The 17,536-nt window shown below is 66.5% G+C and carries 13 protein-coding genes; 12 read left to right on the top strand and 1 reads right to left on the bottom strand.

Features of this window, described 5'->3' with window-relative positions; all coding sequences use genetic code 11:
* Nucleotides 1-77: 77 nt before the first annotated feature.
* The 11 genes from VN461_21380 to VN461_21330 all read left to right on the top strand — a co-directional run bounded on the left by VN461_21380 (nt 78) and on the right by VN461_21330 (nt 14,649).
* Nucleotides 78-2,555 (top strand): PEGA domain-containing protein, encoded by a 2,478-nt coding sequence (locus VN461_21380; protein HXB57330.1) that lies wholly within the window; start codon nt 78-80, stop codon nt 2,553-2,555.
* Nucleotides 2,552-3,778 (top strand): hypothetical protein, encoded by a 1,227-nt coding sequence (locus VN461_21375; GenBank protein HXB57329.1) that lies wholly within the window; start codon nt 2,552-2,554, stop codon nt 3,776-3,778. The genes VN461_21380 and VN461_21375 overlap by 4 nt, the downstream gene beginning before the upstream one ends.
* Nucleotides 3,775-5,217 (top strand): hypothetical protein, encoded by a 1,443-nt coding sequence (locus VN461_21370; GenBank protein HXB57328.1) that lies wholly within the window; start codon nt 3,775-3,777, stop codon nt 5,215-5,217. The genes VN461_21375 and VN461_21370 overlap by 4 nt, the downstream gene beginning before the upstream one ends.
* A gap of 22 nt (nt 5,218-5,239) precedes the next feature.
* Nucleotides 5,240-6,853 (top strand): ABC transporter substrate-binding protein, encoded by a 1,614-nt coding sequence (locus tag VN461_21365; GenBank protein HXB57327.1) that lies wholly within the window; start codon nt 5,240-5,242, stop codon nt 6,851-6,853.
* 43 nt (nt 6,854-6,896) lie between these two features.
* Nucleotides 6,897-7,841, top strand: a complete 945-nt coding sequence (locus tag VN461_21360) for an ABC transporter permease (GenBank protein ID HXB57326.1) — start codon at nt 6,897-6,899, stop codon at nt 7,839-7,841.
* 46 nt (nt 7,842-7,887) lie between these two features.
* Complete coding sequence (locus VN461_21355) at nt 7,888-8,766, top strand: ABC transporter permease (protein HXB57325.1); 879 nt, start codon at nt 7,888-7,890, stop codon at nt 8,764-8,766.
* Nucleotides 8,767-9,936, top strand: coding sequence for an ABC transporter ATP-binding protein (locus VN461_21350; protein ID HXB57324.1), 1,170 nt, complete (start codon nt 8,767-8,769; stop codon nt 9,934-9,936).
* A complete protein-coding gene (locus tag VN461_21345; protein HXB57323.1) occupies nt 9,933-10,982 on the top strand; it encodes an ABC transporter ATP-binding protein in 1,050 nt (349 codons plus the stop codon). Before VN461_21350 ends, VN461_21345 begins: the two co-directional genes overlap by 4 nt.
* A gap of 502 nt (nt 10,983-11,484) precedes the next feature.
* Nucleotides 11,485-12,813 (top strand): hypothetical protein, encoded by a 1,329-nt coding sequence (locus tag VN461_21340; protein ID HXB57322.1) that lies wholly within the window; start codon nt 11,485-11,487, stop codon nt 12,811-12,813.
* A 10-nt stretch (nt 12,814-12,823) separates the two neighbouring features.
* Complete coding sequence (locus tag VN461_21335) at nt 12,824-13,756, top strand: metal ABC transporter substrate-binding protein (protein HXB57321.1); 933 nt, start codon at nt 12,824-12,826, stop codon at nt 13,754-13,756.
* Between the two features lie 2 nt (nt 13,757-13,758).
* Nucleotides 13,759-14,649, top strand: a complete 891-nt coding sequence (locus VN461_21330) for a metal ABC transporter permease (protein HXB57320.1) — start codon at nt 13,759-13,761, stop codon at nt 14,647-14,649.
* Nucleotides 14,650-14,849: 200 nt separating this feature from the next.
* Here VN461_21330 and VN461_21325 read toward each other — a convergent pair whose 3' ends face one another.
* Entirely contained in the window at nt 14,850-15,245 is a 396-nt protein-coding gene (locus tag VN461_21325; protein HXB57319.1) for a hypothetical protein, read from the bottom strand.
* Between the two features lie 684 nt (nt 15,246-15,929).
* On the opposite strand from VN461_21325, the gene VN461_21320 reads away from it, so the two are divergent.
* Nucleotides 15,930-17,536 (top strand): hypothetical protein (locus VN461_21320; GenBank protein HXB57318.1); only part of this gene is annotated, 1,607 nt, incomplete at its 3' end.

Here is a 17,536-nt window from a genome sequence, read left to right as displayed (position 1 = left end):
CCGTGAGGCCGAGTCGTTCTCGACCCCGGGTAGGAGGTCGCTGACGGTCCTATGGTCCCGAAGAGAGGGGTCACTCCATGAAGAATTGGATGCGCGTGGCCGGTGCGGCGGCGTTGGTCTTGGCTCTCGGCCTGGCCGGGTCGGGGTGTCGGAAGGAGCCTCCGACTCTCACCCTCAAGTTCAAGGCCGTCACGCCGCAGGGCGATGCCCTGCCCGGGGTCTCCGTGGAGGCCCTGGGGAAGGTCCAGGGCCAGACCGACGCGGAGGGGAGGCTCTCCTTCACGTTTACCAAGGAGGTCGGAGAGGAGGTCGCCCTCTCCGCCGCCCTCGACCGTCCGGGGATGCAATTCAAGCCCTGGCGACAGACGGTAGTGGTGCGCAAGTGGGAGGATGACCGGCCGGAGACGCGAGAATATTCGATCGAGGCGAAGCTCGAGCCCGCGGCCCTCGCGGCCACGATCGACCTCCAGTCGGGGGGTGCACCCGCGACGGGGGCGGACATCCGGATCGACGGAAAGCCGGCGAAGCTGGACCCCAGTGGTCACGTGAGCGTGGACTTGGGGACGAGCATGTCTCGCTCGGCGAAGGTCTCCGTGAGACTGAAGGATTTCCAGCCCTTTGAGCAGACGGCCTCCCTCCGCGCGGGGGAGACGTTTGTCGTCCCCCTGGTGAAGATCGGGGCCGTCTACGGAAAGATCCTGGTGGCGTACGAGGCCATGGAACGCCCGGTTCCCGTACCGGGGGCCGACGTGGTCCTGGGAGGGAAGCCCATCGGCAAGACGGATGCGGCCGGTACCCTGAAATACCAGGCCCCCGACAAGGAGGGGGATCTGGAGGTGAAGAAGGACGGCTTCCTGCCCCAGCCCGCCACGGCTAAAGTTCCCCCTCGAAAGGCGGCCCAGATTGTCGTTGCCCTGGTTCCCCGCGAGGCGCCCGTGTACCGTATCGCGCTTCTTCCGCCCAAGAGCGGGAGTCCGGGGGACGCCGAGATCGATGCCTCCCTGCCGGAGATTGGAGACAAGCTTTCGGACCAGCTGTTCTCGCACGCTTGCTTCGAGAAGGCGGAGAGCGAGAAGACGGCCGACGCCGTGGTCTCCGTCCTCGTGACCCGCTCCGAGGCGGGTCTCCTGCTCTCGGTGAAGATGGCCTGGGTCAAGGGCCGCCCAATCGGGGGCTTCGCGGAGGTGGGCAAGCCCTCGCGCATCAAGGCCCTGGCGGAGGCCGTCTCCTCCAAGATTCTGGAAGTCTTTCCCTTCGAAGGCCACGTCGTGGGCTTCGAGGAAGGGCGCGTCATCACCAGCCTGGGCTCAGGGAAGGACCGTCGCGTGAACAAAGGCCATGCCGTGGCCCTCTATCACTGGGACGGCAGCCTACCGCCCAAGCTCGCTCCCCTCGGACGTGCGGTGGTGCGGCGGGTGGACCCGGAGTTCTCCCGCGTGGAGCTGCAGAAGGGTGCGCAGCCGCCGGTGGTGGGGGACACCGCAATCCTGCTTCCCCGCGCGGCGGAGGCGGCCTTCGACTCCGCGGTGGCGCTCACGGTCAAGGCCGGGAGGGAGGGCTCGGAGCGGCCCTTTGCTGATGTCAGCGTGTACCGGGACGGTACCTGGGTCGGCGTGACGTCGGCCACGGGGGAAATCCGGGTTCCGGTCGGGTCGGGGGAGAAGCACGTGTTCCTCTTTGTCCGAGGAGGGATCAAACCCTATCAGGAGGAGATTAAGGTGGGCCCCGCCCCGGAGGAGAAGACGGTCCTGCTGCCCCAGACCTTGGCGCGCTTGAAGATGGAATCCCAACCCTCCGGGGCGCGCGTTCTGGTGGACGACGCCGAGGTTGGCATGACCCCCCTGGAGACCGACGTTCTCCTGGGCTTCCATCGGGTCAAGCTGGAGGTGGCGGGGGAGGAGTGGCGCACGTACGACAAGGTCATGGAGTTCAAAGGCCTCGAGGAGGACTACACGGGCTCCCGCCGCATCACCCTCCAGAAGAACGTGCTGTCGCAGAGCGATGCCCTCATCCAGAAGGGGGACGTCGAGGGGGCCATCGCGCTCCTCGCCCAGGTGCAGCCCGGGCACCCGGATTACTCGGCCGCGCATCACCGGCTGGCCGGCATCTACCTGGACGAAAAGCAGGACCCCACCAAGGCCATCGCCGAGTACCAGAAGGTCCTGGATCTCCCCGAGAACCGGGAGCTGGTCAACAAGCGCTTCGCAGTGACGTTCCTTAACCTGGGCCGGGCCTACTACCTGCTGGGGACACCGGAGGGTTACCAGAAAGCCATCGATGAGTTGCTCATCGCCCGCAGCAACAAGCGGTTCTTCCCCCAGGACAAGCACGATCAAGCCACCCACGACACCCTGTACTTTCTCGCCTTGGCCTCCCACAAGCTCTACCACGCCCGCGGGGAGGAGGGCCTGCTTCAGGAGACGTCGGCGCGGTGGAAAGAGTACTTCGACTTCTTCCCCGCCTCGCTCCAGAGCCACGAGGACGTCAAGCAGGCCCGTGCGGGCGCGGAGCACTACTACGAGGAGGTCCGAAGGAAGCTCAAGGAGGTGGAGTGAACCGGTCCCGGTTCCTTCCGGCGCTGGTCGGACTCGGGCTGTGGCTGGGCGGCATTTCCGCGGCGTCCGCCGTCTGGGGGGGCCGCCCAGCGGGGCCGCGCCCCGACGACGCGGGGGGCACGCCCGGCCTCGGGGTTCTCTCCCGGACCCTGACCACCATCCCGCGTCAGGTTTTGCCCCGGAACGTAACCGCCACCCCGGATCAGAACGAGTGGAACCCCCGGTTCTCCCCCAACGGGCGCTACCTGAGCTTCGAGCGCAGGAACGGCTCCGCCCAGGCCATCTTTGTGGTGGACACCCTGGCCCCCGGAGGGGCGGTGGAGCGCATCAGTTCGCAACCGGCGAGGGCGGCGGCTACCGCGGAGGAGGCGCTTCTCGGCGGGAGCCGGTCCGATGACTCCTTCAACGCCCAGATCTCCTTCTACCCCGACGCCAAGAGCTTCGTGTTCACAGGAAACGCCGGAACCGGGATCTACCGGCTCTATGAGGGGGCGCTGGGGGGAGCGCCTCCGAAGGCCCTGACCGCCCAGTCGAAGGAGGACGGTCACCCCGCGGTCTCGCCGGACGGGCGTTGGCTGGTCTACGTCTCTGCCCGCGCGGGCATCGGCAAGCTGTTCCTCCGGGACCTTACCACCGGCGCCGAGCGGCAGCTGACCACGGGGGACAAGGTGGACCTTTATCCCACCTGGTCACCGGACTCGCGGTTCGTTGCCTACACCTCCGGAGACAACGACAACCACGACGTCTTCATCATTGATGCGCTCGCATCCTCCGCGACGGCGCGGCAACTCAGCGCTTGGAAGTACGACGACCTGCGCCCTACCTTCTCGCCGGACGGAGGCCTGGTGGCCTTCTACTCGAACTACAGCCCCATCGGCGAGGAGAAGGAGTGGTCGATCGTGGCCGTCCCCGCGGACGGCACCGGTCCTACCAAGGGCGCGGCCCTGGCCAAGCTCGTGGTTGCGGTCAACGTGGTGACCGATCTCGAGGTGGGCCCGGCCTGGCTCCCCTGGGGGCGAACCATCGTCTACGCCCGAAACCTCAAGGCGGAATGGAATCCGATCTACATCGTGGATACGGAGACCCGCGAGGAGCTGCGGCTCGAGACCCAGACGCGCATGAACCACGACCTGACCTGCTCCCGTACCGGCCTGCTGGCGTTTCGGGCCCAAGTCGCGAGCTGGGATGACATCTTCGTAGCCTCGCTGGTGCGAACGCCTTGAGGAAACGGCATTTCGGCGTCCTCCTCTTGGCGGTCTCGCCCGTGGTGGCGGAGGCCGCGGCCAAGCCGGGCCTCGAAGGGGCGCAGGAGCTCTTCCGGCAGAACCACTGGGAGGAGGCCCGGGGTCAACTCCGCTCCCAGTGGGGCGTGATCCCCGAGAAGGACCGTCCCGCAGCGACCTTCCTCATCGGGCGGTCCTACGTGCGGGAGGCCGAGTTCTACCGCGGCCTGCGCCGCTTCGGAAGCGAGGTGGGGCTGGCCTACCTGGAGGAGCTCGAGGCGGCCAAGGCGAATCGGAGCGTAGTTTGGATCCCGCTTTTCAAGGGGCTGTATCAGATCGAAGTCGAGCGAAACGGCGAGGCCGAGCGGCAGCTACTGGCCGCCGCCCAGTCCCCCCTTCCTCCGGAATGGAAGGCCACCGCCCGCTTCCGGCGGGCCCTCGCCCTCCATCGCCTGGGTCGCGCCCCGGAGGCCGCGGCCGCGCTCCAGGACCAGGCTCCGGAGAGCCGATTCTGCCGACTGCTCTCGAGCGGTGTGGCCGAGCCGCAGTCGGGCCCCCCCCGGGAGGGTCGCAAGGACAAGCTCCTGCTGGCCGCCGTCCTCTACCGGGCCGGCCGGGCGACGGAGGCGGAGGCACTTCTCTCCGGGCTCATCCTCGATTCCCCCGACGTGGAGGAGAACGCCGATCCGAAAAAGGTCCTGCGTTTTCATGATCCGCTGCTCGCCGTCGCCTGGGAGCGCGTTTGCTGGGAACGGGCGGTGGTGGCGTTGAAGCCCCTGGCCGTGGGGGGAGCCGGTATCGAAAGAGGCCTGGCCGCCTACTACGCGGGGTTGAGTCTTTTTCATCTCGGTGCCCTTGGCGAGGCGGCGACGTTCCTGAAAGAGGCGAGCGGGTCTTCGCCGAGCCCCGATCTGGAGGCGGCCGCGCACGTCCTGCTCGCCGCGCTGGCCTGGAGCGGCCACCCTCCGCCCGCCACCGAGCTGGCGCCCCTCTGGGAAAACACCCGTTCCGAGCCGGAGGCGGTTCTGCTGTGGGCCGAGCTCAAGCGCGGGGATGTGTCGAAGGTCGAGCCCTTCGCTTCCAAGCTCGAGGCGCGGCTGCGGGACCTGCTGGCCGCCTCCCCCGAACGCCCGCCCGGCTCCCTGGTGGGGAAGTGGGGTCTGGCCCGCTTGCGCCAAGGCGACGATCCGGCGGTCCTCCTGGCCGCCCTCTCCGAGCACCGCGACAAGTCCAACAAGAACAAGCTGGAATGGAACGACCCCCTCCTGCTCGTGGCCCTCGCCGCCACGAGCTATCGCGATCACGAGTACCCCCAGTCACTGGAGACCCTGTTCGAGCTTTCAAAGACGTTCCCCGGGCTGCGGCCGCTCCAGTGGAATTTGCAGGGGATCTATGCCGCGCGGCAAAGGGCCGGCGGCGAGGCCCGAATCAGCCAGTGAGCACTGGTACGTGGAGGTGTCTATGAAGTGCGCAATGGTCGCCGGCGTCGTGGCTGGACTCCTTGCTCTTTCCGCCTCCGGGATCGCGGGCGGCCGCGACGACGGCTTCCCCGATGGGGGAAAGCTCGTCTACGGGGAGTACGGGCGTCCGGCCACTCTGGACCCCATCACGACCAATGACATGGTCGGGCTTCGTCTCACCGAGCTGCTGTTCAACGGCCTCGTGAGCTTCTCCCCCAAGAACGAGGTGGTGCCCGATCTGGCGGAGAAGTGGAGCGTGTCCCCGGACAACCGGGTCTACACCTTCACGCTGCGGAGCGACGTGAAGTGGCACTCGAAGGCGGGGGTGGGGGACCGGACCGTGACCGCGGATGATGTGGTCGGGAGCCTGGAGGTGATCCGCCAACCGAAGACCCTCACGCCCCTGAAGGCCGCGTACGAGCTCGTGGCCGAGGCCCGCAAGCTCGATGCCCAGACGGTGGAGATAACGCTGAAGCGGCCGATCGTGAACGCGCTGGGTCGGCTCTCCTTCAAGGTGGTGCCGACCTTCGCCCTCAAGAACCCCGATTTCCTGTCCCGCGACGATCCCTTCGTCCAGAACCCCGTGGGAACCGGCCCCTTCCAGCTCAGCCAGCTCACGGACGAGGGCGATGTGGTGATGGAGGCCAACCCCTCCTACTACAAGGGCCGCCCCCACCTCGACCGCGTCATCCTGAAGCCCTTCGCGGACAAGAACGTTCTCACCCAGGCCCTGCTCTTCAACTCCGCGGACATGGTAGTCGAGGTGAACTCGCGGGATATCGCCCAGATTCAGGGAGACAAACGATTCAACCTCTATCCTTACAACGCCCTCTCCTACGCCTTTTTCGGTCACAACTACCGAAACCCGCACCTGGCGAAGAAGGAGGTGCGCCAGGCCATCACCTTCGCAACCAACCGCCAAGAAATGCTCGATTCGTTCTACTCTGGACGCGGAGCCCTGATCTCGGGTCCCTTCGCGCCCGGAAGCTGGGCCTACAACCTGGACGTCAAGCCCGTCCCCTTCAATCCCGCCCGGGCCAAGGAGCTTCTCGCCCAGGCCGGGTACTCCAAGACGGGCTCCGACGGCTACCTCCAGACCGATGAGGGAAAGCCGCTCCAGTTCACCCTCAAGATCCCCATCGAGAAGGAGAACGAGACCGTCAAGCGCGTGGCCCTGGCCTTCCAGAACTACTTGAAGCAGGTGGGGATCAAGATCAACCTTGAGTTCCGGGAGTGGCAGGCCTGGAAGCAAGACGTCTTCGTGGACCACGACTTCGACATGGTCATCGCCAACTGGGCCTTCGATGACTCCGCGGACATCTCGACCCTCTTCCACTCGGGGGAGACGGGAGCTTGGCGGAACAACTTCGTGGGCTACTCGAACCCGGAGATCGATGCGATGATCGTGGAGGCCAAGACCACGCTGGACCGGGAGAAGCAGCGCACCATCAACCAGCGGCTGCACGCCCTCCTGTCCGACGAGCAGCCCTACACGTTCCTCTGGACCCTGACCAACTACGCGGCCATCCACAAGAAGGTCCGCCACGTGGAGCTGCATCCCTTCAAGCTGTTCACCTTCGCAGACACCTGGTACATAGCGAAAAAGGAGCAATGAGGCGCCACGCTCGGGAGGGGCCCCCTCCGAGCGGAGGACTCGGGTGCTGAAGCGGATCAGACGGGCGTTGCTGCGCGAGGGGACGCGGACGGCGGTCCTCTTCCTGCTCGTGACCATGGCCATGTTCGTCCTCTTGAACCTGGCTCCCGGGGACCCGGTGGCGCTCTACGTCAACGTCCAGAACCTCTCCCCGCCGGAGGTCGAAGCCGTACGCCACGAGTTGGGCCTCGATCGGAGCCTGCCCGTGCGCTACGGAGTCTGGCTCAGCCGCTTGGTCCAGGGGGATCTGGGACACTCCCTGCGCAGCGGACGCCCGGTCACGCTCGAGCTGTGGCGGACGGGCTGGCGCACCCTCCTCCTCGCGGGGAGCGCCATGACCCTGACCCTCCTCTTCGCGGCCGTCACCGCCTACCTCGTCGCCATGGGGCGCCACCCCCTGTGGGCTTCCGGTCTCACCGCCCTCGGCTATGTCCTGTCCGGGCTGCCCGTGTTCTGGCTGGGGTACCTCGCGATCTATCTCGCCACCACCCGCTTCCACGTGCTGCCCCTGATGATGGGGGCGGGGGCCCCCCCCGGGAACTGGGCGTTTTTTCTTGTCCCCGTGGTCGTGCTGGGGCTCGGAAACGGCACCGTCTCCGAGGTGACGCGGCACCTCCGGACCCATCTCCAAGGCGTGCTGGGAGAGGACTACATCCGGACGGCACGCGCCAAGGGCGCTAGCCTCTGGCGTCATCTTTACAAAGACGGTTTCGTCATGCCCCTCTCCTCCCTTCTGGCCAACAAGATCCCCTATGTGCTCGGGGGGGCCATCGTGGTGGAGCAGGTCTTCAACTGGCCGGGCATGGGACGCCTCACGTGGCAGGCGGCGTCCGACCGCGACTACCCGACCCTCCTCGGGGTGACGCTTCTGGCCGCCCTGATCGTGCGGACCGGCCACATCATCAAGGAGGCGGTGCAGGTAGCGGTCAACCCCCAGCTCGCGGACTAAGGGGCAATGTGAGCCAAGTACTGGGGGGGTGGGGGGTGCGGAGGGCATGAGCCGCTTCCTGGAGCTCGCCCTGGAGCCCTCGGCCTGGCAACGGGTCCGATCCTGGCCCCTTCATCGAACCGTGGCCACCGTGTTCGGGACGGGCATGGCGACCCTGGTCGTGGGCGTCTACGTTGCTTCAGTCCTGAAGGTCCTGCCCCACGATCCCGACGCGATGGATCTGGGGGCGGTGAATGCCCTCCCCAGCGCCGCCCACCTGCTCGGGACGGACTTTGTGGGCCGCGACCTCCTGTCGCGCATCATGGTGGGGACCCAGGCTTTCTTCTTGCCCGGGCTTCTCTCCGTCTCCGTGAGCCTCCTCTTCGGATCGCTCCTCGGGGTGCTGGCCGGCTTCTGGCCGGCGCGCTTCGATACGGTCGTGGGTTTGCTGTTGCAGCTCCTGGAGTCCCTTCCCAAGCTCGTGCTCATCCTTCTCGTCGTCGCCCTTTTCCGTGCCGACATCTACTTGATTCTTCTCGTGGTGGGAATTACGAACATCCCCGCCGCCGCGGAGTTGCTCCGGGCCCGGATCGCGGTCCTCCGGCGGAAGAGCTACATCGAGGCGGCCATTGCCCTGGGCTTGCCCCCCTCCCGGGTCATCCTCAAACACGTTCTCTGGCTCCATGGAAGGGGTCTGGTCCTCATCCAGGCCACGATCGGGATGGGAGAAGCCATTCTCATTGAAACCTCGCTCTCCTACCTGGGCTTTGGGGTGCAAGAGCCGACTCCCTCATGGGGCAACATGGTCGCTCTGGGCAAGGACTATTTCTTCCGGGGGGAGCTCTGGCTCTCCACGGTTCCCGCCGGAGCTATTCTCCTCACCGTTTTGGGCTTTCATCTGCTGGGCGACGCCCTGCTGGAACGCCTGGAGGCCAGCGGAGCGTAGATGGCAGAAGCGACTCCAGCCCGCCCTCGTCCCGCCCGCCGAGAGGGAGAGGGGGCGGTCCTCTTCGTGCGGGACCTTCGGACGTACTTCTATCTCCCCACCCGGGGCCGCTTCCTGCGCGCCGTCGACGGGGTGAGGCTCGCGGTCAAGGAAGGCGAGACCCTCGTCCTGGTGGGGGAATCGGGATCGGGAAAGAGCGTCACCGTGCTCTCCGTCATGGGCCTCGTGACCGCCGCGCCGGGGGTGGTGTCAGGGCGGATCTGGTACCGCCCGCCCGGCCACGAAGACCCGGTCAACCTTCTGGAGGGACTGGAGCGTTTCGCCCGTTTTACGCCGGGACCACCGGTGGGCGTGGAAAAGGACAACCGACGCTGGCTGAAGTGGCACGAGGCCGGGATGCGCGAGCGGCGGGGGCGCGATTTCGCCATGATCTTCCAGAACCCGCGCAACGCTCTGCACCCCTACTTCACGGTCGGCCAGCAGGTGAGCGAGGTGATCCGGCGCCGATCGCCCGAGCTCTCGGCGGGGGAGGCCGTCGCAGAGGCGCGGGCGTGGCTGGCCAAGGTCCACCTCGACGCCCCCGCCAAACGCCTCGGGGACTACCCACACAACCTCTCGGGAGGGATGTGTCAGCGGGTCATGATCGCCATGGCCCTGGCCGCCCGCCCCGCCGTCCTCATCGCCGACGAGCCCACCACCGGCCTCGACGCCACGATCCAGAGCCGCGTCTTGGACCTGATGGAGGAGATGAAAGCCACGCTCAAGACCACCACGATCGTCATTACCCACGACATGGGGGTGGCCCGCCGCCTCGCCGACCGGGTGGCGGTGATGTACGCCGGGCGAGTGGTGGAGGAGGGACCGGCCCCGGACGTCCTCAACGGCCGCTACGAGATCAAGCATCCCTACACGCATGGCCTCCTCTATGCCATCCCGAGCGCGGGGGATATTCGGGAGAAGAGGAGACTGGGGACCATCGAAGGTGACGTGCCGGACCTCTCCCGCCTTCCCGCGGGTTGCCAGTTCGCCGATCGCTGCGGGATGAAGCCTCCGGGGCGCGAGCATCTCTGCGACGCTGAGGAGCCGGGTCTGGACGCGCCCGTCCCCGGACACCGGGTACGGTGCTGGCGCCACCTACGTCATCCGTCTGAGGGAGGGGCAGCGCCATGAGCTCCGCGCCCGGTCGGGAAGGGGTGGGGGAGGCCCTGCTCGAGGTCCGCGACCTCCGGACCTTCTTCTATCGCCGCGGGCGCTTCGGCGTGGTCCGCCCCGACGACTACGTGGCCGCCGTGGACGGCGTGAGCTTCAGCGTCCCGGAGGGTGAGTCGCTGGGAATCGTGGGGGAGAGCGGTTGCGGCAAGACCACGCTAGGCCGGACCGTGCTGCGCGTGATTCCGGCGACTTCGGGTTCCGTCCGCTACCGCGGAGAGGAGATCCTCGGCCTCGGCGGCGCCGCCCTCCGGGCGAAGCGACGCGACATGCAGATGATCTTCCAAGACCTCGATGCCGCCCTAAACCCCAAGATGCGGGTGGGGGACCTTTTGGCCGAGGCCCTGACCCTCCACAAGAAGCTGTCCTCTCCCGAGGTCCGCCGACACTCCGAGGAGCTCCTTGGCCTGGTGAAGCTCAAACCGGCAAAGCTCTCTGCCTTCCCGCCCGAGCTTTCGGGAGGGGAGAAACGACGGGTCTCTATCGCCCGGGTCCTTGCCGTGGAGCCACGGCTGATCGTCGCCGACGAGCCACTCTCGGCCCTGGACGTGTCCATCGCGGCCCAGGTCGCTAACCTCATGCGCGACCTCCAGGAGAGCCTGAGGCTCACCTACCTTTTCATCTCCCACGACCTGAGGATGGTGGAGCTCATCGCGCACCGGGTCATGGTCATGTACTTGGGCCGGGTGGTGGAAATGGCGCCCGCTCGCTTGCTGGCCGACGGAGCCGCGCATCCCTACTCGCGGCTCCTCTGGGCAGCGGTGGACCCCTACACCGGCCTCCGGATGGCACAGGCGCCGGCGTCCGGACGGTGGGAGATCTCCGAGGGTGATCGGCCCAAGGCCGGCTGCCGGTTCCGAGACCGCTGCCCGGTCTATCACGCCAAGGGCGAGCCCGCCATCTGCAGCGACGCGGAGACGGAGCCAAAACTCACTGAGGTCTCGCCCGGCCACCTCGTGGCCTGCCATTTCCCCCAGGGGCGTACAGAGACGACGGCGCCGGCCTGAGGGCAGAGCTCCGTAGCGATTGCCGGGCGTCCCTTTGCCAGCCGCGCCGGCGGGGGGTTGGGTTTCGTATGGCTGACCCGAGCCCCCCTGTTTGACGGGTTCGATCAGAGTCGCCTATCCTGCGATGTTGGGTTCGGTTTCCTCGGGCAGAAGCGCCTCCTTTCGGAGGACCGGCAGCCCGGGGAGTTCACGAGAGGACCGTCCGCGAGGGGCCCTTCATTCAGGCAATCACTGACTGCTCCCGGGAACCCTTTGTTTCTTGGCCACGGCCACACCGGCAGCCCTGTTGGGGATCAGGGTTGCGGGCGGCGCCGCGCACCGCCGAGGAAGGCGCTCTTGTCGACAAGAGGCCTCGAGAGAGGGCGCGAGCACTTGTCCCATGGTCCTCCCCTGCGGCAGGCGTCTCGCGAGGGCGCCGTATACGCGGTTCCCCGGGGGTCGCGGCTCGTCCGCGGGCGGGAGCGCCGCCCGGCGATGACTGGCGATGAATGAGGAGGGGTGTATGCGGCATGCGGTTGCTCTTCCAGTCTTCCTGGCCCTGATTCTGGTCGGCTTGTCTCCGAATCCCGCCTGCTGCCAGTCACCTCCCCCTTCGCCGCCAAGCCGGGAAGAGCTGGACCGCCTCACGAGCGAGATCCAGGCCCTCCGCCGCGACTACTCGGAGCGGATCGCGTCTCTCGAGGCCCGACTGAACGCACTTCAGGCCGTCGCCCCCGCGGCCCAACCCCCCGCTGCTTCTGAGGCGGGGGCTGGCGCCGGCGTGCCCGCCCCGACAGCGGCGGCGCCGCCTCAAGCCGCGGTTCCCGCCGGCGCGGCCGGCGGCTCCGAGGGGGGGGCCCTTCCCGTCTACGGCGGGCTCGCCGCCGCTTCGAAGGTCTTCAATCCGGACATCTCGGCGATCGGGGATTTCCTGGGCGCGGTGGGAAAGAGCCCGGGCGGGGGCGAACCCTCCCTCCAGATGCATGAGGCGGAACTGGGCTTCCAAGCGGTGGTCGACCCCTATGCCCGCGCGGACTTCTTCCTGACCTTCAGCCCGGATTCGGTGGGGGTCGAGGAGGCCTACCTCACGTTCCCCAGCCTACCCGGAGGGCTCCTGATGAAGGTCGGTAAGATGCGGGACATATTCGGGAAGGTGAACGGCATGCACAATCACGTGCTGCCCTGGACGGACCGTCCCCTCGTCACTCAGAACCTCGCGGGCGGCGAAGACGGTCTCGCCGACGCCGGCATCTCGATCTCGAGGCTGATCCCGAACCCCTGGGTTTTCCTCGAGGCCACGGGCCAGGTCTACCGGGGCGAGTCGAATATCTTCCGAGCACCCAAGCGCGGTGACTTGGCCTACCTGGGTCACGTCCGCCTCTATCAGGACCTCAGCGAGTCCTCCAACATCGACCTCGGGGGATCGGTGGCCCGCGGGAACAACGGCGTGGGCCCGGACACCACCACCCGGCTCTTCGGAGTTGACGCCACCTTCCGCTACAAGCCCCTTCGCCGTGCCATCTATACTCACGTCCTGGCCCGGGGGGAGTTCGTGTGGAGCCGCCGGGAAAGCGTGGGATCCGTCCAGAGGGCAGTCGGCGGCTACGGTTACCTGGAGTACCAGTTCGGGCGGAGGTGGTTCGCGGGAGCGCGCTACGACTACTCCGATCGGGCTGCTGATCCCACCCTCACCGATAAGGGTGGTTCCTTCCTGATCACCTATTGGCCCAGTGAATTCAGTCAAGTCCGGGGTCAACTCCGGCACACGCAATTCGGCGAGGGACGCACCGCAAACGAGCTCCTTTTCCAGTTCCAGTTCTCCATAGGCGCCCACGGCGCCCATCCCTTTTAGCGAGGCCTCGATGCGCAGTCACTCCTTGGTAGGACTCGTACCTCTCGGCTTGCTGGTCCTGGCCGGCGCCCGTTTGGAAGCCACCGTCAACGTCGTGGCCAGCACGGAAGACCTTGCCTCCCTCACGCGGGAGGTGGGCGGCGACAAGGTCAAGGTCGATGCTCTCGGCAGGGGGTATCAAGATCCGCACTTCGTTGAAGCCAAGCCGAGCTTCATCCTCAAGCTCAACAAGGCCGATCTGCTCGTGGTCGTCGGTCGGGAGCTGGAGATCGGCTGGCTGCCTCCTCTCATCGATCAGAGCCGCAACGCTCGCATCCGGCCCGGTGCCGAGTACTATCTTGACGCGTCCCTGACCGCGCGAATCCTCGAGATGCCCACGGGCCAGATCACGCGCGCCATGGGGGACGTACACCCCCTCGGCAATCCCCACTACTGGCTCGACCCCGACAATGGTCGGAGGATAGCCCAGGCCATCCAGGTCAAGCTTGCGCGGATCAGCCCTGCCGACGCCCCCTACTTCGCCGAGCGTTACGCGGACTTCGACAAGCGGCTGGCGGAGGCCGAGAGGCGGTGGGATGCGACGGTGGCCCCCTACCATGGGCTCAAGATCGTGACCTATCACCGTTCCTGGCCCAACTTCGCCGAACGGTTTGGGTTCGAGGTAATGGGCTACGTGGAACCGCGTCCGGGCATACCCCCGTCGCCGAGCCATACCTTGGAGCTGATCCAAGAAATGAAACGACTCGGCGTCAAGATCCTTCTCGTGGAGCCCTACTTCGATCTCAAGACCCCGGAATCCATAGGGCGGGAGACGGGGGCGAAGGTCCTGGTCATGACGCCCTCGGTCGGGGGAGTGAAGGAAGTCACCGATTACATCAAGCTCTTCGACTACGACCTCGACCTCTTGGTTTCGGCAATCAAGGCAACGGGGGCAAGTAGGTAACCATGGACTTCGAGATCCTGCAATTTCTGGCCGCCCCCTTCGCCATCAGTCTGATCCTCACCGGGATTCACGCCTATCTGGGAGTCCACGTGGTAGAGCGGGGGGTGATCTTTGTGGACCTGTCCCTCGCCCAGATTGCGGCATTGGGCGCCACCATCGCGCTCCTCTTGCCCTTCACGGGACACGATCCCCACGGCGCCGCGACCTACTGGCTCAGCTTGGGTTTCACCTTCATCGGGGCCGCGGTGTTCGCCACCATCCGTGTCCGCCGGGCCCGGATCCCTCAAGAAGCCATCATCGGCATCTCCTATGCGGTGGCCTCGGCGGCGGCGATCTTGGCCATGAGCAAGGCCACCTCTGAGAGCGAGCACTTAAAAGACATGCTGGTTGGAAACATCTTGGCCGTGTCCTGGCCCGAGGTGGGTAAGACCGCGCTCCTTTACGGAGCCGTCGGGGCCTTCCACTACGTCTTCCGCCGGCAGTTCCTCACGATCTCGACCGACAACGAGAAAGCCGAAGCCGAGGGGCTGAACATCCGGTTCTGGGACTTTCTCTTCTACGCTTCGTTTGGATTCGTGGTGACGTCTTCAGTGGCCATCGCAGGGGTTCTCCTGGTCTTCTGCTATCTCATTGTCCCTTCGGTGGCGGCGATGCTCTACGCGGACCGGATCGGACGGCGCCTTGCCATTGGCTGGACCATGGGAACCGTGGTCTCGGCCCTCGGAATCTACCTCTCGGTCAAGCTGGACCTGCCCACGGGCGCCACGATGGTCTGTACCTTCGGTCTCGTACTGATCCTCATGGCTCTCGTGCGCCCCCTTGTTCAGGGGCGTCTCCCCCGGCGGGAACCAGGCATCGCCGCGGCCCCATCGGTGCAGAAGGCCCGGGACTAACGGTCCGAGACTAGAGGGGGGAGGCTCGTTGCCGACCGGCATGTGAGGTGGGCCGTCCCCATCGGGGTCCACCCAGCCGCCGTTCCGGAATCGCCCTCTGAGCCTCCTGGCCAACCCCGCAGCCCAGCGGTCTCGGCAGCGACGGCGAGCCCCTCGGCAGCGAGGCGGTAAGGTCGCGGGAAGGGAGCGCTGGGGGAGCGCTAGCGATTTCTCTGCCCAGCCTGGGCTTCGGTGATCCGGCGGCGGATCTCCTCGGCGTCGCGCCGACGGTGGCCATGGCAGCGTATGGGCTGCGAGCCCCCGGTCGTCTCGATAATCACGTCGCCGAAGACGATGCCGGCGTCCACGCTCACCGAGGCGACTTGGTCGGTCGCGATGGTCTCCTCAAAATGGCCGAACAGCCGCGGCGTCCAGCGCACGACCCGGTTGGAGAACACCGCCACCTGCGTCGGCCATGCCCAATTGCCCTTCGTCCAGCGCGAGGCGCGGAAGACTGGGACCTCATGCGTGAAGGAGCGGTTGCGGACCTGGTTGATCGCGAACGTTAGGGCCCCGAGGCCGACCACGCCGCCGACCGTGATAGTGATGGGCTCCACCCTTCTCTCCCCGGGCACCCCACTGGGCTAGGCGCCGCTTGCCGTTGACGTCTCTCCTGGCCTCTGGTTCGACACGATTGAGCCGCCTTCGCGCGGTCCAATCTACTTCACGGACTGGATCGCAGCCATCCCGCGAGGGAGGCGCAGGTCATGGTGAGCAGCCGAGTCTCCCTTGTCAAGGCCGTAGGAGCGGAGAAGGCGGGTTGAGTACGCTCACTTCCTTCGGGGGGAGTCCTGGCTCGATCACAGGGGCCCCCGGACGACGCAAGGAAGTATTGCCCACGACATTCGGCGAACGAGCTGAATCGCCGGGCTTCCTTTCCGCGTCGACAAGCGGCGCCCACCCTCCCTATTCGCACAAGGGCATCGGATTGAGCCTTGGATGGTCCGCGCCAGGGCCGGGGCGAACGTGCTCTTCTGCGCGAGTGCAGATGACGACCGAACCATGCCGCGCCGAGGGGGCGGTTCGCTTCTTGCGGAGCGTCTGAAAATCGAAACGGACTACGGAATCCGAACGCTGAGGGTGATCCGTCTTCGGCAATCGAGGTGACCCAAGCGGGCTCCGCGCAAAGCCCGTCTGGCGCCAAGCCGTTGTCATAGCGCGTCCTAAGGGATCGGGGCGGCCATCGACGCGGGCGCGACCCTGCCTTGGTGTTCTGGACCAGACCTTGCCGTGGGAGGGGCGTGGACCCTTGCCCGCGGACAACACACTCCCGAGGCTGGTCGGCGGCCGTCGTCGCCTTCGCCCTCTACTCGTTGCTGACGGTTGCGTTCACATACCCCCTTGTCTTCGAGTTGTCGACCAGCCTGCCCCACGACCTGGGTGACCCGCTCCTCAACACGTGGATCCTATGGTGGAACGCCCAGCAGTTACCTCTGACCGAAGCCTGGTGGAACGCCCCCTCGTTCTATCCGGCCTCGGGATGCATGGCTTTTTCCGAGCACTTGCTCGGACTGGCCCCGATTACCTCGCCCGTTCAATGGCTCGGAGGCTCCCCGTCTCTCGCCTACAACCTAGCCTTTCTCCTTTCCTTCCCGCTCTCGGCCCTGTCTGCCCATCTGTTGGGGGTAGAGCTGACGGGACGTCACGACGCTGCTCTCGTAGCCGGACTGACCTTCGGCTTCGGGCCGTATCGCGCCGCGCACTTCGCCCACCTGCAGATCCTCTCGTCCTATTGGATGCCTCTGGCGTTGCTCGGCCTCCACGCGTTTCTTCGCACGAGGCTCTCCCGATGGCTGGCCCTCTTCGGGGCCGCCTGGGCGTTGCAAGGACTGTGCAACGGGTACTACCTCCTCTACTTGTCGGTATTGCTACTGCTGTGGCTTGCGTGGTTCGTGATCCGCCCCGGTAGTGTCCGACTCGGGGTCAGGATTGCGGCCGCCTGGTTTTGTGCGGCCCTCCCGCTCTTGCCGATTCTCCGAGGTTACACCGAGATCCACGCCCGCTATGGGTTCAAACGTGGACTGGGAGAGATCAGCGCTTTCAGCGCCGACGTGATCTCGGTTGCGGGGTCCCCTTTGCTGGCCGGCCTGGGCATCGAGCCGCCGCAGATCGAGAGCCAGATTTGTCCGGGCATGACCTTGAGCTTGATTGTGCTCGGGGGTCTCGTGGCTGCCTGGCGGCGGCGAACGGGGGCAAGACCGGGGTGCCGGAGGCTGCGCCTGGCGGTGGCCGCACTCGCGGCCGGCTTTGCTTTGATTGCCCTGACCGCCGTGACCCTGGGCCCCTGGAGCGTGAGTCTCGGCGGCATCCTCATCTCGGTTCGGGCCATGGAAAAGCCCTTGTCACTCGCATGTGCGGCCTTGCTTTTTGTCGCGGCCTCGAGTGAAGGCTTCGGCGGCGCCTACCGGCGAACTTCGCCCTTCGGCTTCTACGCGGCGGCCGCCGGCGCCATGTGGCTGCTCAGCTTGGGCCCGTCTCCGAAGCTGCTGGGGATGCCCGTGCTCTACAAAGCTCCCTACGCCTGGCTTCTGTTGGTGCCCGGGTTCGACGAGCTGCGGGCGCCCGCGCGCTTCGCCATGCTGATGACACTCTGCCTGTCCATGGCCGCGGCATTGACCATGGCCCGTTTCGCGGAGCGTCGACCCCGATGGAGCCGGCTGCTCGTCTGCCTGGCCGTGGCGGGCGCTCTCTGGGAGGGTTGGCTTCCGAGACTCGCTTTGGAGCCGCTGCCCCTGGACGCTCCGGACCTTCATGCCTGGCGAGGGTTGAGATCGGCCGTGCTGGAGCTTCCACTGGGCGGCGACCAGGATCGGATCGCTCTGTTTCGCGGCATGTCTCACGGCCTGCC

It is taken from the genome of Vicinamibacteria bacterium (assembly GCA_035570235.1).
GTDB lineage: Bacteria > Acidobacteriota > Vicinamibacteria > Fen-336 > Fen-336 > DATMML01.
This window is presented reverse-complemented; position numbering and strand designations above follow the sequence as displayed.